Consider the following 19,587-nt stretch of genomic DNA (forward strand, 5'->3'; position numbering starts at 1 on the left):
CGCCTCACCGGGTGTCGGTGGGCCGGGGGTCGGCTGAGGACTGGGGGAGCGTCGACAGGTACGTCGCGACGAGGCCACGCGCCCAGTCCGCCGAGGCGGGCTCGGAGGTGAAGACGGCGCGGTAGTAGACCGGGCCGAGCAGGGAGTCGGCGGCGCTCTCCACCTCCGGTGCGGTTCCCCCCCGCTCGACCTCGTGCCGGAGGATGGCGCCCAGCTGGCGGTGCCGGTCCTCGACGCAGGCGCAGCCGCCGGCCGGTCCGGTGGCGATGGTGGCCCGCATGAGGGCGAGCGTGTCCGGATCGGCGACGTCGGTGGCGACATCGGCCAGCCAGCGCTCCAGGTCGCCGGCGAGCGAGCCGGAGTCGGGCACCACCAGATCGTCGCTGAAGCGGCTGGTGGCGACATCGGTGAGCAGCTGGGCGGTCGATCCCCAGCGCCGGTAGAGGGTCGTGGGGTGCACGCCGGCGCGTGCGGCGACAGCCGGGAGCGTCAGCGTCTCGGCCTCCTCCTCTGCGAGGAGCTCCGCGACGGCGCGGTGCACGGCGGCCCGGACCTTCGCGGAGCGGCCGCCGGGGCGTACCTGGGTGGACGAGTCAGCCATGAGGAAATTATCGCACTGATCGTTGCGTTAGTGGTAGCGTCTTAACGCATCGATCACTGCTTTTGGAGCCTCCTCATGTCCGAGCCCGCCTCCTCGCAGCTCCAGCCGCCTCCGCCCGCGCCCGAGGGCACCGCCGCGAGCCCCGTGGGGCGACGGCGACTGAGTCACCCGGTCGCCTTCGCCTCCCTCGCGGCCGTCTTCGTCCTCTTCATGGCCGCCTCCAGCGCCCCGTCCCCGCTCTACGTCGTCTACCAGGAGCAATGGCACTTCTCGGCGATCACTCTCACCACCGTCTTCGCCGTGTACGTGCTGGGCATGATCGCGGCCCTCCTGGTGCTCGGCGCTCTCTCCGACCACCTCGGCCGCCGCCCGGTCCTGCTGTCCGCGATCGCCCTGGAAGCCGTCTCCATGGTCCTGTTCCTCACGGCGGGCAACGTCGCGGTGCTGCTGACCGCGCGCCTGGTCCAGGGCATCGCCACGGGAGCCGCCATGACCACCCTGGGTGCCGCCCTGGCCGACCTCAACCCCGGCTACGCCCCGCACCGCGCGGGCATCGTCACCGGCACCGCACCCACGTTCGGCCTGGCCCTCGGCTCCCTGGGCTGCGGTCTCCTCGTGGAGTACGAGCCGCACCCCACCCGGCTCGTCTACCTGCTCCTGCTGGCCGCGTTGCTGGTCGCCGGCGCGGTCATCTCGGCACTGCCCGAGACCTCACTGCGGCGTCCGGGTGCTGCCCGCTCCCTCCAGCCCCGCCTCCGGATCGCGCCGCACCTTCGAGCGGACCTGCTGAGCCTGGTGCCGATCCTCGTCGCCAGCTGGGCGCTCGGCGGCCTCTACCTCTCCCTGGGCCCGTCCGTCGCAGCCGGCCTGTTCGGCCTGTCCAGCCATGTCGTCGGCGGGCTCGTCGTCACGCTGCTGACCGGTCCGGCCTTCCTCACCGCCCTCGCCCTGCGCGGCTGGCCGGTCGGACGCACCCTCGCCGTCAGCGCCGGACTACTGCTCGCCGGCACGGCCATCGCCCTGACAGGTGTTCAGGAACACTCCCTGGTCACGGCTGCGCTCGGCACCGCCATCGCGGGCGTCGGCTTCGGCGGCTCCGCCCTCGCCAGCTTCGGCACCCTGGCACGCATGGCCCGGCCGGCCGAGCGCAGCGAGCTCTTCTCCGTGGCCTTCGTCATCTCCTACCTGTCCTTCAGCATCCCCGCGGTGATAGCCGGAATCGCCACCACGCACGCCGGACTGCAGCCGACGTTCGTCGTCTACGCGGCCACCGTCGCCGTGCTGTGTGCCCTCGCCCTGCTCGCTCAGCGCCTGCGCGCCACCCGCACCGCGACGGCCGCACCCGCCCCCCGCGGGTGACGCACCGGCACCCGCGAACCGACCGGCAGGGCTTGAGGCGGCGGCGCCGGGTTACCCCCTTTCCATGGTGAAGCTGCAGTTTCCAGGGCGGAAAGACCGTGACGAGGAGCCGGGATCGACCTCCGGTGCTCCGGAGCCGGACGACGTGGGGCCGGACCGAGAGGTGGAGGAGGCGGCGCCGGACGCGCCGACGAAGCTGCCGAAGGGCGCCTGGATACAGGTGCTGAAAGGCAGCGTGAAGGAGTTCAAGGACGACGAGCTGACCGACCGCGCGGCGGCGCTGACGTACTACGGAGTGCTGTCGTTGTTCCCGGCGCTGCTGGTGCTGGTCTCCCTGCTGGGGATCGCCGGGGAGTCGGCCACCGACAAGGTGCTGGACAACCTCAAGCAGCTCACGCCCGGCTCCGCGCGGGACATCATCACGCGCGCGGTGGAGCAACTGCAGGGCAACGCGGGCACCGGCTCGGTCGTCGCCGTGGCCGGTCTGGTGCTGGCGGTGTGGTCGGCCTCCGGCTATGTCGCGGCGTTCATCCGCACCGCGAATGCCGTCTACGACATGCCCGAGGGCCGGCCGGTGTGGAAGGTGCTCCCGGTGCGCGTGGCGGTGACCGTGGTGCTGATGGTCCTGGCCGTGGTCAGCGCCCTGATCGTCGTGTTCACCGGCGGTGTCGCCCAGCAGGCCGGACAGGCCCTCGGCATCGGGGACACGGTGCTGACGGTGTGGTCGATCGCCAAGTGGCCGGTGCTCGTGCTGCTGGTCACGGTGATGATCGCGATCCTGTACTGGGCGTGCCCCAACGCCAAGGTGAAGGGCTTCCGCTGGGTCACCCCGGGCAGCTTCCTGGCGCTGGTGATCTGGATGGCCGCCTCCGCCGGCTTCGCGTTCTACGTCGCCAACTTCGCCTCCTACAACAAGACGTACGGCACGATGGCCGGTGTCATCGTCTTCCTGGTGTGGTTGTGGATCAGCAACCTGGCGATCCTGCTGGGCCTGCAGTTCGACGCCGAGACCGTCCGGCAACGGGCCGTCGCGGGCGGCCACCCGCCGGAGGCCGAGCCCTACACGCAGCCCCGCGACACCAGCACATGGGACGAGGACGACCTGCGCCGCCTGGACGACGACTGACACGGCATACGCCGGCCCGCGGTGCGATCACCGCGGGCCGCCGTCCACGTCCGTCCTCCGTCGAGCAGTACATGGAAACGCTGGAGGCTGAGGCCCGGGTCGGCACGTCCGGCACGTCCGGCACGTCCGGCACGTACGGCGTGTACGGCGTGTACGGCCGATGTACGCGACTCGTACGGTTGTCGCGGTAGGGTGCTCGGCAGGAGGTGTTCCATGTCCGAGTTGTTCGACGCGGTCGACGCGCTGGTGGCCTCCCGCGCCGCCCTCCCGCCGGTGGAGGAGCGCAAGCGGCTGCGGCAGGCCCATGGTCTGACGCTGGACGAGGTGGCTGCCGCGCTGAAGGTGCGCCGGGCGACCGTCTCCGGCTGGGAGTCGGTGAAGAAGCCGGTCGAACCGCGCGGACCGGAGCGGGAGGCGTACGCCCGACTGCTGAACCGGCTCGCGGAGCTCTACCCGGCGCCCGTCCCACCTCCCGCGGCCCCGGTGGCGGCACCCGAGCCCGAACTCGCCGAGCAGGCCCCCACTCCGGGTCACGCCTCCGACCCCGTACTCATGGCTGAACGTGAGGACGCGCGGACCGCGCCCCGGGCTGAACGAGACAACGCGCAGACCGTCCCCGCCCCCAGCGCGCCCGCCGCCCCGGCCCAGCGTGTCGCACACCGCCCGTCGGGAACCGCCGGCCGGGCGTCGGCGCCGGCGTCGGGGCCCCGCCGCCCCGCAGCGAGAAAACCCGCCCCGGCCCCAGCCCACAGCGCCGACCCCCGCTTCGAGAACGGTCCCCTCGCGGTGGTCGACGCCGACCCCGACGGCCAGGTCCTCGCGTACTGCACCGGCGGCCTCGTCCTGGACGTGCCCGCCAAGAGCCTCCCGGCACTGGTGGAGTGGACCCTGACGGAGGCGAGGCTCGGCCAGCCGAGGCTGTCCGGCCCCGGCAAGGACGCCGACCCGCTGCTCGTCCTCACCGAAACCGCCCTGAAGCTCTACGGCCTCCCGGTCACCCTCACCGACGAGGAGCGGCACGCGGGACGGATCCCGGAAGACCACAAGGTCGTCAAGCAGTTGGCGCGCGCCGAGTGGAAGCTGACCAAGCGCGGGTTCGGGCCGTGGGCGCGGATCTACCGCCCGGCCACCGGCTCGGAGCGGGCGTGCGTACAGCTGTGCATCCCGTCCTGGCACGCGCTCGACGCACGCCACTGGGGCAACGCCGCCGGGCTTCCGCCCGCCGAACTCGCCCGCGTCCTGGGCGTGTACGCCTCGCGCGTCATGACGCCGCGCGGATCCACCGCCGTGACCGGCCTGGAGCTGATGACCGCGCTCCGCCCGCCGACCCGCGCCTCCGAACCGGACGCCGACGGCCGCCGCCACTCCGAGCACAACCCCGGCTCCCTCGGCAAGGACCCGGTCGACTGCGCCCCATGCGAGGCCCCGGACGGGCACCCGCTCCTGGCGGACCTGCCGCGCTTCCACATCCGCGGCCCCGGCGAGAAGCTCTTCGAGGAGGCCTACGACTGGGCACGGCCGATGACCGACGACGAGTGCACCCTGCGGCACCTCGTCGGCATCGACGTGAACATGGCCTTCGCCGCCGGAGCCAACGGCCTGGTCGTCGGCCTCGGCGAGCCGACGCACGTCAAGCGGCCGGTCTTCGACGCGAAGCTGCCCGGCTCCTGGCTGGTCGACCTCTCCCACGTCGATCTGGCGAAGGTGAGGATCGGCAAGGACAAGTGGGCCGAGCTGGACGCCGGTCTGCTGCCCAGCCCGTTCACGCCCAAGGGCGAGCGCCCCGAGGGCCCGGCCTGGTACGCGACCCCCACCGTGGCGTACGCGGCGGAACTGGGCTACGAGGTGCGGCCGATCGAGGCGTACGTCCGGCACGAGAGCGGCCGCTACCTGGACGGCTGGTACCAGCGCCTGCGCGACGCCTACCTGGCCACGATGGCCGACCTCGGCGTACACGCCGACATGGAACCGGCGGCATTCCTGGAGGCCATGGACGGCTACCGGCAGCGCGATCCCGAACTGGCGATCGTCGTCTCGGCGATCAAGGCCACCGTCAAGGGCGGCCTGGGCAAACTGCGCGAACGGCCGCGCGGTGAGGGCTGGCGACCCGGCCAGGCCTGGCGCGCGCTGTCCCGTCCGACGTGGCGGCCGGACATCCGCGCCGCGGTCATCTCCCGCACCCGCGTCAACCTCCACCGCAAGATCGTCAAGCACGCGGCGTTCACCGGCCAGTACCCGGTCGCGATCCTCTCCGACTGCGTCGTGTACGCGGCCAACGGCGCATCACCCCTGGACTTCCTGCCGTACCGGGACGGCAAGCCGCTGCCCGGCGGCTTCAAACTCGGCGTGAACCCCGGCCTGGTGAAGCACGAAGGCACCCAGAGCGTCCTGTGGGGCGAGGAGGTCCGCGAGCGCTTCGACGCTCCGGAGCTCAACCTCGCCCGCTACATCAAGGACGGCACCGTCACCGACATCGACAACGGCGAGTAGGGGAGAGCGACGATGAGCCTGTTCGGTGACGGCCTGGAGGCCGCGGTGCAGAAGGCCTTCACCCGCCCGGCACCCAAGACCGCGCCCGCCCAGATGCGCTACCTGGTCAAACAGCTCAAGAGCACCCGGGCCGTCGCGCAGATGCTCCGCATCTCCCAGCGCACCGTCGAACGCTACGTGAAGAACCAGATCAGGAAGCCGCGCCCGGACCTCGCCGCCCGGCTGGAACGTGAGGTGACCAGGCGGTGGCAGCCGCAGGTCCGGGCCAGGGCGCGGCAGCGAGCGGCGACGACCGGGGGCATCGTCATCGACACGCGCGCCCGGATCGGCTACACCGCACCGATCGGTACGACCGACGACGCCCGCCTGAGGCACCTGACCGTCGCACTGCCGCCGCAGTACGCCGCCCGCCTCTTCGACGCCCAGCAGGCCGGCGCCGCCGACCAGCAGCTGCAGCAGATCGCCGCCGAAGGCCTCAAGGAGATGTACTTCCAGGACGGCGGCCGCCGCGCCGGCTCCCTGGAGGAGATCCGCTTCACCGACATCCAGCACATCGAGTTCGACTTGTAGCCCGCCCGAGCGGCGACACGGTCCGTCCCCCGTTCGGGTGCCTGGCCGCATCCGCTGCGGGCCGTTGCGGGGAAGCACCCGGGAAGCGATTGCTTGCGGGAGGTGGTGGCCGTGGTGGGTGCCGGCGCGGATGCGGACGTCGTCGTGGTGGGTGCCGGGGTGGCGGGGCTGGCGTGCGCGCACGACCTGGCCGCCGCGGGGCTCGGCGTCACGGTGCTGGAAGCCGGGGACGCGGTGGGCGGGCGGATGCGGACCGACCGCCTCGACGGCTTCACGGTCGACCGGGGCTTCCAGGTCGTCAACCCGGCCTACCCGCAGCTGCGCCGCCGCCTGCCCGCCCGGTTCCTCGCACCGCGCGCCTTCCTGCCGGGCGTCCTGGTGCACACCGGTGAACGGAGCGTGCTGCTGGCCGACCCCCGGCGCCGGCCCGACACGGTCGCCTCGCTGCTGTCCGGGCGGCTCGTCCGGCCACGCGACGTGGCCGCGCTGGCCGTGCTCGGCGCCCGCGACGGACTGGGCCCGGCGCGTGTGCTCAAGCACGCGCCCGAGCGCACCACGCGCACGGCGCTCGCCGAGGCCGGGTTCTCCGAGGAGTTCGTCGAGGGGTTCTTCCGGCCGTTCGTGTCAGGCGTCTTCCTGGAGGACGCACTGGAGACCTCAAGCCGGGTGTTCCACCTGGTCTGGCGCAGCATGCTGCGCGGCTCCCTGTGTCTGCCGGCCTTCGGCGTGCAGTCCGTCCCGCGCGCCCTGGCCGCCGCGCTCCCCGAGGGCACCGTCCGGCTCGGCACGCCGGTCGACCGGATCGCGGAAGGGGGCGTGATCACGGCGGACGGTGCGGAGGTCCCGGCGCGGGCGGTCGTGGTGGCCACGGGCGCCGACGCGGCCGCGAAGCTCGTGCCCGGCCTGGACGTCCCTGCGCACCGCACGGTCACCACGTACTACCACGTCGCGCCGCGCTCGCCCCTCGGCCGGCCCGTCCTGCTGGTCGACACCCGCCGCCGCGTCCTGAACACCTGCGTCCTCAGCGACGTCGCGCCCGAGTACGCGCCGCGCGGCAGCGCGCTGATCGCCACCTCGGTGCTGGGCGGCGACGACCCGTCCGTGCGCACGTCCGTGGCCACGGCCCTGTCCGAGATGTACGGCACCGACGCCACCGCCTGGGACCTGCTGACCGTGCGTACGGTCGAGGGCGCGCTGCCCGCCATGCCGCCGCCCTGGCCGCTGACCCGGACCTGCCGCACCGCGCCCGGCCGGTACGTCTGCGGTGACTACCGCGGAACGGGATCGGTCCAGGGCGCGCTCGCCTCCGGCGCCCGGGCGGCCCGGGAGGTGCTGCGGGACCTCGACGGGCACGACGGGCACGACCGGCGCGACGGGCACGACGGGCGCGAGGGGGGCTGACGCGCGAGGCCCGGCACACCGCCCTCGGCGGAGCCGGCCCATGGGCGGTTCCCGCCACGGCCCCCGGCATCTGACAGAACCCGCCCGTGGGACGTAGCGCGGCACGAGCTGCGCGGGCCGTCGCGCTCATCCCTCCTGGCTGGTGAGCTCCGCGACGATGCGGTCCGCGGCCTCGTCGACCGTCAGTCCGCGCGGTAGCCGTGGAGGTTCTCCCACGACCCGGCGCGCGGCGAAGCCCGACTACACGTGGGGCAGACGGATGTCCAGGACGGACGTGCCGGTGCGCCGCCGCTCTCGGCGTACGGCGGTGAGCCATGCCGCGAGCGCCGACTTGGCGGCCGCGTAGTCGGCCATGCCCGCCGGCGGCGCGTCCACCACGACACCGGTGACGGCGGCGAGTACGCCGGGCGGCGTGACCCGGGGCAGTGCGGCGCGCAGGAACGCCAGCGGCGCCAGGGCGTTGACCGTGAACAGGTGCTCGGCGACCGCGTCGGGCACGGTGTCGGCAGGTCCGAAGCCCGCGACGCCCACACAGACCACCACCGCATCGAGCCCGCCGAGTTCGCCGGCCGCCCAGTCCGGCGCGCGGGCGCAGCGGTCGAGCTCGTACGCGTCGAAGCGGAAGACGGGCGCGCCCTCGCACGCTTCCGACACGCGACGCAACCGTCCCTCGTCATGGCCCGCGAGGGCGAGCCGGGCACCGCTCCGGTGCAGCCGGACCGCCAGGGCCGAGCCGATCGCACCGGAGGCCCCGGGCACCAGCACGCGGGAACCGTGGATGTTCATGGCGATCCTCCTTCCGGCAGCACAGCTGAAGGGCGAAGCGGCAGCCTCGCCCCGGCGGCCCTACCCACAGTCGTCTCCACAGTCGTCGCTGCGGCCATCCCCGCCCTCATCTCCGCGGCTGCCCCCACCCCCGTCTCCATGGCCGTCACCAGCCGTTCTGCCGCCCACGAGGGGCCGTATCGGCGCAGCTCGCGCGCCATGCGGCTCGTGCGCCTGCGCACGGGTCCCGCCATGGCCGCCGCGAGGGCGTCCGGGACGTCCGGCGCTCGCAGCGCGTTGGGGTCGCGGACCACGCCGACCCCGGCCCGTTCCGCGTCCCTCGCCACACAGAACTGGTCGCTGGACATCGGCAGAACCAGGGCGGGCACGCCGGCGCGCAGACATTCGGTGAAGGAGTTGCCGCCTCCGTGATGGACCATGGCGTCCACGTGCGGCAGAAGCTGCCGCTGTGGAACCGTCGGCACCACCACGGCCCGGTCGCCCGCGAGATCCGCGAGCGCGTGCGCGCGGGCTCCCGCGGCCACCACGACGGCCGTGTCGTCCGTGCCGTCGAGCAGCCCCGACACCACGGTGCGCAGCACGTCGTCGCGGGCCGACAGGAAGGTGCCGAACGCCACGAGCACCACCCGCTCGGCCCGCTCGCGCAGCTCCCGCATGCGGCGTGTCCACTCGGGGGACGGCGGCGCGTCGGGCCCCGCCATGTGCCCGGCGAACAGGTGGGCGGGCCCGTCGGGCCGTTCGGGCAGCCAGGGCAGCGCGGGGTAGGCGTAGACGACGGCGTGCGTGGACGTCAGCGCGAAGGCGCGGCCCGGAGCGGGCGCCGACGGCGTACGGGCCCGGGCGAAAGCGGTGAACAACTCGGTGAAGGCCCGGTCGTTGTCCCGTACCGCGGTGTGCAGCTCGGTCAGCCGCGACGGCGCCGGGCGGACCGCGTCCGGCCAGTCGTGGGGCAGGCCGAAGAAGGCATCTGGGCCGGAGAGCACGTACGTGGGATGGCCCGGGCAGTACGACGCGTACGGCACCCCCAGGCAGTGCAGGGCGAGGGTGGCCGCGTAGGCGAGCTGGTCGACGACGTACCAGTCGGGGCGCAGCCGTCGGTCCAGGGCCCGCAGGTCCTCGTAGACGCCCTGCGGGTCGGCGAGCAGGTCCGCGCGCCGGTGCCGTGCCTGGGTGAGCAGGGTCTCGACGGGGCCGTGTCGGGTGGCCGCGAGGAACTCGTCCAGGCGTGCCGCTTCCCGTGCGGCCTGGTCGGTCCGCTCCGCCACGCCGGTGTTGGCGTTGCGCGTCACCGTCAGCGGCACGAACCGGACCCCGGCGCGGTCGGCCAACGGTTCGAATGCCGGAGCGCAAGCGAAGAACACCTCGGCGCCGTTCGCCGCCAGCGCCGCCGCCAGGGCGGAAAGGGGGGCGGCGTGGGAGTGGAACGGAGGGCTGACGATGACGATGCGCGGCATGCCCTGTGTTCACCGGGCAGGGGGTGAACGGATGCGCGCAGCCGACGGCGTGCTCCTCGGGGGTGAGGGGTGGCGGACGGGTCGGCCGGGCCGGGGGCGCGCCGTCGGCAGGACGGACGCCGCGCCCCTAGCCGCGCCGCACCGGTTCGCACCGCCCGGTGCATCCGTGCCGGGAAGGGCGGGCGAAACACCCGCGTACCGACCGCACCGAGGAGGCCCCGTGTCCGTCGCCCCACCCGTTCCCGCCCCGCCGCCGCTGCCGGGCATCGGCGCGGCGCAGCCCGGTGCCGAGCGGGATCCGCTGGTGGCGGCCCGTACCGCGTTCTTCACCGGAGCCGGAGCCGGAGCCGGAGCCGGAGCCGGGGCTGGGGCCGGAGCCGGGGCTGGGGCCGGGACCGTGGCGCCGGTGGCCCGGGGCACCGCACCCGCTCGCCTCGGTGCCCTCGAAACCGGCCGTGCCCCTCGCGATCCGGGCGGTACCAACAGTGCCCCGCACGACCCCAGCGCTCTCGCGTGTCTCCTGGAAGCCGAGTACGGTCCGCTGCCCCGCCTCCAGCCGTCGGGGCTGTCTGCGCTGCCCGGGCGCGAGGACGCGGCGGTCGCCTCCCTGCGGCGGGCCTGCCGTCTGGACGTTCCGCTGACGCCCGACGCGCTGCTCGCCCACGGCGAGGGCGGGCCGTATCTCAACGCCGTCCTCACCGAGCTGTGGCCCGCGACGGTACGGCGGCACGGACCCGCTTGGGCCGAGGAGGCGCTGCGGGAGCGGCTGCTGGACGGCGGGACCGGTACGGAGCGCACCGTGCTGCTGCTGGACCTCGCCGAGGCGGCCGGACTGCGACCGCTCCACGCGGCAGAAACCGCGGACGCGGCGGCACGGGCAGACCGGGCGGCCCGGCATGCCCTGTGGCGCTCGCTGCACCGGCTGCCCGACGGCCCTTCCCATCTGCCCCCGGTGTCCGAGGCGCGGGACGTCTACGAAGCCCTGCTGCTCGCCCCCACACCACCGGCCGCTGCCACCGGATGGCCGGACAACGGGCTCGTGGTGGCTCAGACGATGCTGCTGGGCCGGCTCGACCGCCCCGGGGAGGGCGCCAGCGGCGGACTGTCCGTGCTGCTCGGCGGCCTCGGTGACGCCCTGGCCGGCACCGGCGAGGTCGGCGCCGTGGTCACTGTCGTCCTCGCCGGCCGTGACGACCTCGACCACGACCGCCGCCTGCTGACGCGCCGGCGGGGCGGCCACTGGCTGTTGCGGCTACCGGTCGACGCGCCCGCCGCGCCGCCGCAGCACGTCCTCCCCGCCCATCGCCCGTCCCTCGCCTGGTGGGCCACCCGCCTGCTCGCTTCGCTGCCGCGCGCCTGCGACGTCCTGCACGTGCGCTACGCCGACGACGGCAGCCTGGCCCTGGCGCAGGCCGCCGCGCGGCTCGGTGCCCGCCTCGTCTTCACCGCCACGCCCGACCCGCACCGCCGTCTCGCGGAAACGCATGGCGACACCCGCGCGGACGACCCGGGGGCCACCGAGGCGCTCCGGGGCGACCTGCACCGGATCTTCCTCGCCGACCGGCTCGTCGAACGCGCCGACGGCGTGATCGGCATACCGGACGCCTCGGGCACGGGGCAGCTGCTGCGCCACTTCCCGGCCCTCATCCACCGCTACGGCCCCGACGGCCCGCCCGCACCCCCTGAGGGCATCGCCCCCTACGAACCCGCCGAGGACGAGCAGGACCGGCGGCGCGCGTTGCTCGACTCCCTGTTCGCGGGCGGTGACCGCCCCGACGCGCTGGACCCGGCCGACCGGGACCTGCCCCTGCTCCTGTGCGTCGGGCGTCTGCACCCGGTCAAGCAGCAGGACCTGCTGCTGCGCACCTGGCTGACCGCGGAATTGTGGCGGCGCGCGACCCTCGTCATGGTGGGCGGCGCGACCCGGCATCCCACCCCGGAGGAGCACCGCGTGCGCGCCGCGCTCGGCGCCCTGGTCACCGGCCGCACGCGGGCGGCACGCCGGCTGGCGCTCCTGCCCGCCCTGCCCAACGATCGGGTACGCCGTCTGGAGCGCGCCCTCGCCGATCCCGAACACGGGGTGCGCGCCTGGTACGTGTGCCCCAGTGCCAAGGAGGAGTTCGGCATCGCTGTGCTGGAGGCCATGGAGGCCGGACTGCCCGCGGCAGGGCCCCGGCGCGGCGGGGTGAGTCACTATCTGCGCGACGGCGTCAACGGCATCCTGCTCGACACCGCCTCCGCCTCCGGCCTGTCCCGCGGCCTGCACCGGCTGCTGTCCCTGCCGGAGACCCGGCGCGAGCAGCTGGCGCGCGCCGGTCGGGACACCGTGGCCGCCCGTTACTCCGTGGCACCCATGGCTCAGGCCCTGGCCGGCGTGTACGGCGAGGTGGCACACACATGAGCCAGGACCGGGCCGCGCAAGCCGGCAACCGCTCTATACTGCCGCTGCCGCCCCATATGACGGGAAAATCCACCTATGGCCATCCGGCCGTATCCGGCACTAGCATGGCGCTCACCTCTGCCGGGACCGCGGCGTGTGCTGCCGCGGCGACACCGACGTGCCGGTCGGCTGCTGGAGGTGCGGTATGGCGCGCTCACTCGCGTCCTGGAATGTTGACATCGGCTGGCACACGCAGGCGTTGTGCGTAGGCGAGGATCCCGAACTGTTCTTCCCCCTGGTGGAGACCGCCGCGGCCACCGCCCCCGCCCGCGCCGTGTGCAGACGCTGCCCCGTGCTGATCGACTGCCGCGACTGGGCCGTCCGCCACGGCGAGACGGACGGCGTCTGGGGCGCCACCACCCCCAGTCAGCGACGGGCGCTCCGCCGCGCGGCCCTGGACAGCTGACCGCGGCGACACCGCCGTTTCAGGACGCCCGATGCCCGCGTGGCCGACGCGATGCGCGAGCACGCGGAGATGGCCTCCGGCTCCGGAGCCGGCGATCTGCTGCTTCCTGCCCGCCGCTCTGTGCGCGTCTCCTGCAGTCGGAGCAGGTGGGGCCGGGGGTTGTCCCCACCTGCCCCGGGCCCGCTGGCCCGGTCCGGGACAGGCCCGCTGACCGGATGGATCGGATTCTCCTGATCGCGGAGGCTGGGCACCTCGCACTCGCTCGTCGGATCGGAGAACCCGTGTTCAGCTCGAAGTCCTCGCGCCGCAGGGCGCGCACTGCCGGTGTGTTCCTGACGGGTGCGGCGTGCACCGTCATGATGACCGGCGGCGCCGAAGCCATCGTGAGGGGCAGTGACTCCACTGAGATCTACCCCTCGATGGTGTCCATCCCGGTGACGGGCGTGGACGACCCCACGTTCAAGGGCGTCTGCGGGGGATCGCTGATCGACAGGACGTGGGTGCTGACAGCCGCCCACTGCGTCGATCCGGCGCTCGTCACGCTGGACGGCACGGTCCGGATCGGCAGTCAGTGGAGGAAGTCCGGGGGCACGGTCCGGTCCATCGCGAAGACGCTGTCGCACCCGGGGTACCGCAACGGTGAGGGCACCGCCCCCAATCGCGACGACCTCGCGCTGATCCGCCTGAACCGCCCGGTCGCCGAGGAGCCCCTCCGCATCGCCGACAAGCCGGGACGGCCCGGCACCCCGACCCGCATCCTGGGCTTCGGCACGATCGACGACACCTCCGACCCCGCTGGATGGGTCTTTCCCGACCGGCTTCAGGAACTTGACACGCGCCGGGGTGCCGTGTCCGAGTGCGCGCCGGGCTACGCGGACCGCACCCGTCTGAGCACGATCAGCCAGAGGCCCGGGGCCATGGCATGCAACGGCGACTCCGGCGGTCCGCAACTCCGGCGGGACCACAAGGGCCGCTGGGAGCTGATCGGTGTCACCTCGGGGCCCGGCGCCCCAGGCGTGCGCTGCAGCGAGGGCCCGGGGCTCTACACCAGCGCTCCCGCGTACGCGGGCTGGATCCACCAGGCGATGGGCCGGAACGGCTGATCACAGACATCGGCCAAGTGCCAGGGGCTCACTGCTCCAGAAACGCGGCCAACGCCGTCAACAGCCTGTCGACGTCCTCCGCGTCGTTGTAGGGGGCGAGTCCGATGCGCAGACCGCCGGTGTCGCCGAGGCCCAGGTGGCGGGAGGTCTCGATGGCGTAGAAGTTGCCGGCAGGGGCGTGGATGTCGCGGGCGGCCAGGAAGCGGTAGGCGTCGGCGGTGTCGTGGCGCTCGAAGGTCAGCAGGAGGGTGGGGGTGCGGTCGGCGGCCCGGGAGTGGACGGTGACCCCCGGCAGCGCGGCCGGCTGCTTGTCGAGCCGGTCACGCAGGGTGGCCTCGTGCGCTTCGAGGGCGGCGAAGGAGGCGGCCAGCCGCTCCCGCCGGGTTCCCGTGACGTCCGGGTCGAGGCCGGCCAGGAAGTCGACGGCGGCACGAGTGCCTGCCAGCAACTCGTAGGGGAGAGTGCCCAGTTCGAAACGCTCCGGGACCGCGTCACTGGAGGGCAGCAGCTTGTCGGGACGCAGACCCTCCAGCAGGGCTGGCCGGGCGGCCAGAACGCCGTGGTGGGGGCCGAGGAACTTGTACGGGGAGCAGACGAAGAAGTCCGCTCCCAGCGCCGGCAGATCCACCAGCGTGTGGGCGGTGTAGTGCACGCCGTCGACATGGACGAGCGCTCCGGCCTCGTGGACCAGGCGGCAGATCTCGGCGATCGGAGGGCGGGTGCCGATCAGGTTGGAGGCTGCGGTGACGGCGACGAGACGGGTGCGGTCGGACAGGACGGCGCGGATGTCGTCGGCCGTCAACTCCCCGGTGTCGGGGTCGAAGTCGGCCCAGCGCACGGTGGCGCCGGCCCGCTCCGCCGCCTGCACCCAGGGGCGGATGTTGGCGTCGTGATCGAGGCGGGTGACGACGACCTCGTCACCCGGCCCCCAGGACGTGGCGAGGGTGCGGGCGAGGTCGTAGGTGAGCTGGGTGGCGCCGCGCCCGAAGACGATTCCCGCCGGGTCCGCGCCCAGCAGGTCGGCCACGGCCCGGCGCGCTCCGATGACGATGTCCTGGGCGTTGCGTTCTCCCAGGGAGTACTGCCCCCGGTTGGACAGGGGCCGTGCCAGCGCGTCGGCGATCGCGTCGATGACGGGCCGCGGCGTCTGTGTGCCCCCGGGCCCGTCGAAGTGGACGGTCCCGGCGGCCAACGCCGGGAACTGAGAGCGCAAGGCGGCGATGTCGTACGTCAACGTTGTAGCTCCTGTCGTGGTCCGGACGCAGGGGCAGTCAACCTCATGAACCGCCCCGAGGCGAGATCACCCTCCAACGCCCCTCCCCGGCTCCCAGGCGCTCCTGGGCTCCCGGAGCCCTCCCCGGCCCTCCGACGGCCGTCGCCCCCATCCAATCTGCCGCCACTTTCTGAGACAGTGTCATCACTATGAGCAGTCAACATCGCAGCGAGACGGCTCCGGTGGACGACCCCGAGCCGCTCCGCCCCTCCGCACCCGGCCCCGTTCCGGAACCGCTCACCCTCGGGATCGAGGAAGAACTCCTCCTGATCGACCCGGCCGGCCGGACCCCGAGCCCACACGGACCCGAGTTGGTCGAGGCGGCGACGGACGCCCTCGGCGACCGGGTGAGCACCGAGCTGACCCGCTACCAGGTCGAACTGCGCACCCACCCGCACAGCTGCCTGAAGGAGGCCGACGACCAGATCCGTGCCGGCAGAACGACAGCCGCCCGCGCCGCCGCCCGGCTCGGACTGCGCCTCGCCTCCACCGGCACTCCGGTGCACGGCCAGGCGACCCCGGTGCCGATGACGCCCGGTGCCCGCTACGCACGCAGCACGGCCCACTTCCGCGCGCTGGACGACGAACAGATCGTGTGCGCCTGCCACGTGCACGTCGGTCTTCCCGACCCCCGTGACGCCGTCCACGTCAGCAATCATCTGCGCCCCTGGCTGCCGACGTTGACCGCGCTGGCGGCGAACTCCCCTTTCTGGGACGGCCGTGACACCGGGTACGCCAGTTGGCGTGCCACCACCTGGGGGCGCTGGCCCGTGGCCGGCCCGCCCCCTTACTTCGAGTCCCCCGCCCACTTCGAGGACCTCGTCCACACCCTCCTTGAAGCGGAGGTTCTCATCGACCGGGGAGGCCTGTACTGGGACGTGCGTCCCTCGCACCACCTGCCCACCATCGAGGTCCGGGTCGCCGACGCCGCGTTGACCCCCGACGACACACTCGTGCTGGGAGCCGTCGTCCGGGCTCTGACGGCCACCGCCCTCGCCGCCGTCCGGGCCGGCGAGCCGGTCCCGCGCCCGTCACCGGAGGTCCTGCGCGCGGCCTGCTGGCGCGCGGCCCGCGACGGGCTGTCGGGCCAGGGCATCGATCCGGTCACCGGCCGCCTGATGCCCCAGGCCTCCCTGGTCGAACGACTGCTGAACACCATCGCCCCGGCACTCCGCCGGCACGACGACCTCGACCTCGTACGCGAGCAGTGGCGGCGCCTGCGGACCGAGGGAAACGGCGCCGACCGCCAGCGCGCGGCCCACCGGCGGCGCCGCAGCACGGACGACGTCGTCGACTACCTCGTCTCGGCCACCTGCCCGCAGTGAAGGGAACGCCGTGCCCCGCGCCGGCCGGACGACCCACCCGGGGTCCGCGGCACCGGGGCACGGCGGAATCCGTACGGCTGTCCCGGAGGGGCAGACGAGCCGGGGCGGTGGTTGCCTGACCTGAAGGACGTTCTTCCGCCGGCAGGAGAAAGGTACGGCCGTGGCTTCTGAGCCCTCCCTCCAGTACACCGTCCCGGGCATGTCCGCCCAGGACAGTTCCGAGATCATCGAGCTGCTCCAGCGGCGGCTGCACTCGCTGAACGATCTGCACCTGACGCTCAAGCACATCCACTGGAACGTCGTCGGTCCGCACTTCATCGCGGTGCACGAGATGATCGACCCGCAGGTCGAGCAGGTACGGTCCATGACCGACGACCTGGCCGAACGGATCTCCACCCTCGGCGGCGTCCCGCAGGGCACGCCCGGGGCACTTGTCGCCGACCGCACCTGGGACGACTACTCCATCGGCAGGGCGGAGGCCATCGAGCACCTGGGCGCTCTCGACATGGTCTACACCCGCCTCATCGAGGACCACCGCGAGGCGATGGAGGCGACCGAGTCCTCCGACCCCGTCACGCAGGACATCCTCATCGAGCAACTGCGCGGACTGGAACTGTTCCAGTGGTTCGTCCGCGCCCACCTGGAGAGCAGCGGCGGGCGCCTGAGCACAGCCGACGCCAGGACGGAACAGGCGGCCGCGGACCAGGCCGCCGAACAGGCCCGCCGCCAGCCCTGAGCGGAACCCCGCCAGCCTGAACGGAACCCCCGGGCGGCGGACGTCTCGAAGGGACGCCGCCCCCGTACCACTCGACACTTAATGCAAGTCAAAAGAAAAGCCTGCACGGAACCTTGACCGTGTCAGACACGGCGGGCATGGTCGGGAGAGCGCTCTCCCACTCACCCCGTCCCCGTGTCGAGGAGTTCCTCCATGCCCGCTGTCGGCATACCCTCCGCTTCACCGCCGTCGCGCAGACCCGGCCGCCGCGGTCTCGTCGGCGTCCTGGTCACCGCCCTGGCCGCCGCCCTGCTCGCCGTAGTCCCGGCCACGCAGGCCCAGGCCGCACCCGTCCTGCTCTCCCAGGGCAAGCCGGTCACCGCCTCCAGCCAGGAGCACTACGGCACCCCGGCCACGGCAGCGGTCGACGGCGACGACGGCACCCGCTGGTCGAGCGCCGCCGCCGATCCGCAGTGGATCCGCGTCGACCTCGGTGCCCCCGCCTCCCTCAGCCGGGTCGAACTGCGCTGGGAGGCCGCCTACGCCACGTCCTACCGCATCGAGACGTCCCAGAACGGTACGGACTGGACGACGGCCCACTCCACCACCACCGGCGCCGGCGGCACGGAAACCGTGAACGTCTCCGGCACCGCTCGCTACGTCCGCATGCTCGGCACCGTCCGCGCCACTCCCTACGGCTACTCCCTCTGGGAGTTCAAGGTCTACGGCACCACCGGCGACGACCCCGGCCCGGTCACCCCGGGCGGCGACCTCGGCCCGAACGTGCACGTCTTCGACCCGTCGACGCCGGGGATCCAGGCCAAGCTGGACCAGGTCTTCAAGGAGCAGGAGTCGGCCCAGTTCGGCTCCGGCCGGCACGCCTTCCTCTTCAAGCCGGGCACGTACGACAACCTCAACGCCCAGATCGGCTTCTACACCCAGATCGCCGGCCTCGGCCTCAGCCCCGACGACACCACGATCAACGGTGACATCACCGTCGACGCCGGGTGGTTCAACGGCAACGCTACCCAGAACTTCTGGCGCGGCGCGGAGAACCTCGCCGTGAAGCCGGTCAACGGCACCAACCGCTGGGCCGTCTCCCAGGCCGCCTCGTTCCGCCGGATGCACGTCAAGGGCGGCCTCAACCTCGCGCCCAACGGCTACGGCTGGGCCAGCGGCGGCTACATCGCCGACAGCAGGATCGACGGCCAGATCGGCAACTACTCGCAGCAGCAGTGGTACACCCGCGACAGCTCCATCGGCGGCTGGTCCAACAGCGTGTGGAACCAGGTCTTCTCCGGCGTCGAGGGCGCTCCCGCGACCAGCTTCCCCGAGCCCCGCTACACCACGCTCGGCACGACACCGATCTCCCGCGAGAAGCCCTTCCTCTACCTGGACGGCGGCGAGTACAAGGTCTTCGCGCCCGCCAAGCGGACCGACGCGCGCGGCACCACCTGGGCGGGCGGCACCCCGCAGGGCGAGTCCGTCCCGCTGAGCAGGTTCTACGTCGTCAAGCCCGGCGCCACGGCGGCCACCATCAACGCCGCGCTCGCCCAGGGCCTGCACCTGCTGTTCACCCCGGGCGTCTACCACGTCGACCGGACCATCAACGTCGAGCGGGCGAACACCATCGTCCTGGGACTCGGTCTCGCCACGATCATCCCGGACAACGGCGTGACCGCCATGCGGGTCGCCGACGTCGACGGCGTGCGGCTCGCCGGCTTCCTCATCGACGCCGGACCGGTCAACTCCCCGACGCTGCTGGAGATCGGCCCGCAGGGCGCGTCCGCCGACCACGCGGCCAACCCCACCACCGTGCAGGACGTGTACATCCGCATCGGCGGAGCCGGCGCGGGCAAGGCGACCACCAGCATGGTGGTCAACAGCCACGACACGATCATCGACCACACCTGGGTGTGGCGGGCCGACCACGGCGAGGGCGTCGGCTGGGAGACCAACCGGGCCGACTACGGCGTCCGCGTCAACGGCGACGACGTCCTGGCGACCGGCCTGTTCGTCGAGCACTTCAACAAGTACGACGTCGAGTGGTACGGCGAACGCGGCCGGACGATCTTCTACCAGAACGAGAAGGCCTACGACGCGCCGAACCAGGCCGCCATCCAGAACGGCACGACGAAGGGGTACGCCGCCTACCGGGTCGACGACTCGGTCGACACCCACGAGGCATGGGGCCTGGGCAGCTACTGCAACTACAACGTCGACCCCGGCATCCGCCAGGACCACGGCTTCAAGACCCCCGTCAAACCGGGAGTGAAGTTCCACAGCCTCCTGGTGGTCTCCCTCGGCGGCATGGGCCACTACAACCACGTCATCAACGACACCGGAGCCTCCACGGTCCCGGCCGGCACCTCGACCGTGCCGTCCACCGTCGTGTCCTTCCCCTGACGTCCCACCCCTGATCGGCCGCCCGTCGGCCACGACTCCCCTTCCGGGCCGGATGACATCCCCGCGCCCCGGCCCGGAAGGGGCCCCACCGGTGCTCCCACAGCGCCGCTCGTTGGCTCTCCCCACACCGCC

The 19,587-nt window shown here is 73.1% G+C and carries 15 protein-coding genes; 11 read left to right on the top strand and 4 right to left on the bottom strand.

Annotated features, from left to right (window positions below; all coding sequences use genetic code 11):
• Positions 1 to 4: 4 nt before the first annotated feature.
• Positions 5 to 601 (bottom strand): TetR-like C-terminal domain-containing protein, encoded by a 597-nt coding sequence (locus tag CHR28_RS01780; RefSeq protein WP_094051595.1) that lies wholly within the window; start codon positions 599 to 601, stop codon positions 5 to 7.
• 75 nt (positions 602 to 676) lie between these two features.
• On the opposite strand from CHR28_RS01780, the gene CHR28_RS01785 reads away from it, so the two are divergent.
• The 5 genes from CHR28_RS01785 (at position 677) to CHR28_RS01805 (ending at position 7,547) form a co-directional block, all read left to right on the top strand.
• Complete coding sequence (locus tag CHR28_RS01785; RefSeq protein WP_094051596.1) at positions 677 to 1,960, top strand: MFS transporter; 1,284 nt, start codon at positions 677 to 679, stop codon at positions 1,958 to 1,960.
• Between the two features lie 64 nt (positions 1,961 to 2,024).
• A complete protein-coding gene (locus CHR28_RS01790) occupies positions 2,025 to 3,086 on the top strand; it encodes a YihY/virulence factor BrkB family protein (protein ID WP_094051597.1) in 1,062 nt (353 codons plus the stop codon).
• A 213-nt stretch (positions 3,087 to 3,299) separates the two neighbouring features.
• A complete protein-coding gene (gene tap, locus CHR28_RS01795) occupies positions 3,300 to 5,576 on the top strand; it encodes a telomere-associated protein Tap (RefSeq protein ID WP_094051598.1) in 2,277 nt (758 codons plus the stop codon).
• Between the two features lie 12 nt (positions 5,577 to 5,588).
• Positions 5,589 to 6,146 (top strand): telomere-protecting terminal protein Tpg, encoded by a 558-nt coding sequence (gene tpg, locus CHR28_RS01800; RefSeq protein ID WP_094051599.1) that lies wholly within the window; start codon positions 5,589 to 5,591, stop codon positions 6,144 to 6,146.
• 93 nt (positions 6,147 to 6,239) lie between these two features.
• Positions 6,240 to 7,547 carry an NAD(P)/FAD-dependent oxidoreductase gene (locus CHR28_RS01805; protein ID WP_256984066.1) on the top strand — a complete coding sequence of 436 codons (1,308 nt, stop codon included), beginning with the start codon at positions 6,240 to 6,242 and terminating at the stop codon, positions 7,545 to 7,547.
• Between the two features lie 240 nt (positions 7,548 to 7,787).
• On the opposite strand, the gene CHR28_RS01810 is transcribed toward CHR28_RS01805, so the two are convergent.
• Complete coding sequence (locus CHR28_RS01810) at positions 7,788 to 8,333, bottom strand: SDR family NAD(P)-dependent oxidoreductase (protein WP_256984067.1); 546 nt, start codon at positions 8,331 to 8,333, stop codon at positions 7,788 to 7,790.
• Complete coding sequence (locus CHR28_RS01815) at positions 8,330 to 9,787, bottom strand: glycosyltransferase (RefSeq protein ID WP_107473106.1); 1,458 nt, start codon at positions 9,785 to 9,787, stop codon at positions 8,330 to 8,332. Before CHR28_RS01815 ends, CHR28_RS01810 begins: the two co-directional genes overlap by 4 nt.
• Positions 9,788 to 10,007: 220 nt before the next feature.
• Here CHR28_RS01815 and CHR28_RS01825 point away from each other — a divergent pair, with 220 nt between their 5' ends.
• From CHR28_RS01825 to CHR28_RS01835, 3 genes are all read left to right on the top strand, one after another.
• The gene (locus CHR28_RS01825; protein WP_179272282.1) at positions 10,008 to 12,188 is read left to right on the top strand and encodes a glycosyltransferase family 4 protein; all 2,181 of its coding nucleotides are present in this window, start codon (positions 10,008 to 10,010) and stop codon (positions 12,186 to 12,188) included.
• A gap of 184 nt (positions 12,189 to 12,372) precedes the next feature.
• Positions 12,373 to 12,633 (top strand): WhiB family transcriptional regulator, encoded by a 261-nt coding sequence (locus tag CHR28_RS01830; RefSeq protein ID WP_094051602.1) that lies wholly within the window; start codon positions 12,373 to 12,375, stop codon positions 12,631 to 12,633.
• 281 nt (positions 12,634 to 12,914) lie between these two features.
• Positions 12,915 to 13,736 (top strand): S1 family peptidase, encoded by an 822-nt coding sequence (locus CHR28_RS01835; RefSeq protein ID WP_256984068.1) that lies wholly within the window; start codon positions 12,915 to 12,917, stop codon positions 13,734 to 13,736.
• A 28-nt stretch (positions 13,737 to 13,764) separates the two neighbouring features.
• On the opposite strand, the gene CHR28_RS01840 is transcribed toward CHR28_RS01835, so the two are convergent.
• On the bottom strand, positions 13,765 to 14,970 hold the full coding sequence (locus tag CHR28_RS01840; RefSeq protein WP_094051604.1) for a cysteine desulfurase-like protein: 1,206 nt from the start codon (positions 14,968 to 14,970) through the stop codon (positions 13,765 to 13,767).
• Between the two features lie 188 nt (positions 14,971 to 15,158).
• Here CHR28_RS01840 and CHR28_RS01845 point away from each other — a divergent pair, with 188 nt between their 5' ends.
• The 3 genes from CHR28_RS01845 (at position 15,159) to CHR28_RS01855 (ending at position 19,455) form a co-directional block, all read left to right on the top strand.
• Positions 15,159 to 16,334, top strand: a complete 1,176-nt coding sequence (locus tag CHR28_RS01845) for a carboxylate-amine ligase (RefSeq protein WP_094051605.1) — start codon at positions 15,159 to 15,161, stop codon at positions 16,332 to 16,334.
• A 199-nt stretch (positions 16,335 to 16,533) separates the two neighbouring features.
• Positions 16,534 to 17,070, top strand: a complete 537-nt coding sequence (locus CHR28_RS01850; RefSeq protein WP_373453315.1) for a Dps family protein — start codon at positions 16,534 to 16,536, stop codon at positions 17,068 to 17,070.
• A gap of 192 nt (positions 17,071 to 17,262) precedes the next feature.
• Positions 17,263 to 19,455 carry a discoidin domain-containing protein gene (locus CHR28_RS01855; protein WP_094051607.1) on the top strand — a complete coding sequence of 731 codons (2,193 nt, stop codon included), beginning with the start codon at positions 17,263 to 17,265 and terminating at the stop codon, positions 19,453 to 19,455.
• Positions 19,456 to 19,587: the final 132 nt, after the last annotated feature.

The sequence above is a fragment of the Streptomyces sp. XY006 genome, from assembly GCF_002237655.1.
GTDB classification, from domain to species: Bacteria; Actinomycetota; Actinomycetes; order Streptomycetales; family Streptomycetaceae; genus Streptomyces; species Streptomyces levis.

What these genes read in the sequence shown, in the direction of transcription:
- CHR28_RS01780 (WP_094051595.1), bottom strand. Translation starts at nt 601, where the DNA reads ATGGCTGACTCGTCCACCCAGGTACGCCCCGGCGGCCGCTCCGCGAAG.
- CHR28_RS01785 (WP_094051596.1), top strand. Translation starts at nt 677, where the DNA reads ATGTCCGAGCCCGCCTCCTCGCAGCTCCAGCCGCCTCCGCCCGCGCCC.
- CHR28_RS01790 (WP_094051597.1), top strand. Translation starts at nt 2,025, where the DNA reads ATGGTGAAGCTGCAGTTTCCAGGGCGGAAAGACCGTGACGAGGAGCCG.
- tap (WP_094051598.1), top strand. Translation starts at nt 3,300, where the DNA reads ATGTCCGAGTTGTTCGACGCGGTCGACGCGCTGGTGGCCTCCCGCGCC.
- tpg (WP_094051599.1), top strand. Translation starts at nt 5,589, where the DNA reads ATGAGCCTGTTCGGTGACGGCCTGGAGGCCGCGGTGCAGAAGGCCTTC.
- CHR28_RS01810 (WP_256984067.1), bottom strand. Translation starts at nt 8,333, where the DNA reads ATGAACATCCACGGTTCCCGCGTGCTGGTGCCCGGGGCCTCCGGTGCG.
- CHR28_RS01815 (WP_107473106.1), bottom strand. Translation starts at nt 9,787, where the DNA reads ATGCCGCGCATCGTCATCGTCAGCCCTCCGTTCCACTCCCACGCCGCC.
- CHR28_RS01830 (WP_094051602.1), top strand. Translation starts at nt 12,373, where the DNA reads ATGGCGCGCTCACTCGCGTCCTGGAATGTTGACATCGGCTGGCACACG.
- CHR28_RS01845 (WP_094051605.1), top strand. Translation starts at nt 15,159, where the DNA reads ATGAGCAGTCAACATCGCAGCGAGACGGCTCCGGTGGACGACCCCGAG.
- CHR28_RS01850 (WP_373453315.1), top strand. Translation starts at nt 16,534, where the DNA reads ATGTCCGCCCAGGACAGTTCCGAGATCATCGAGCTGCTCCAGCGGCGG.
- CHR28_RS01855 (WP_094051607.1), top strand. Translation starts at nt 17,263, where the DNA reads ATGCCCGCTGTCGGCATACCCTCCGCTTCACCGCCGTCGCGCAGACCC.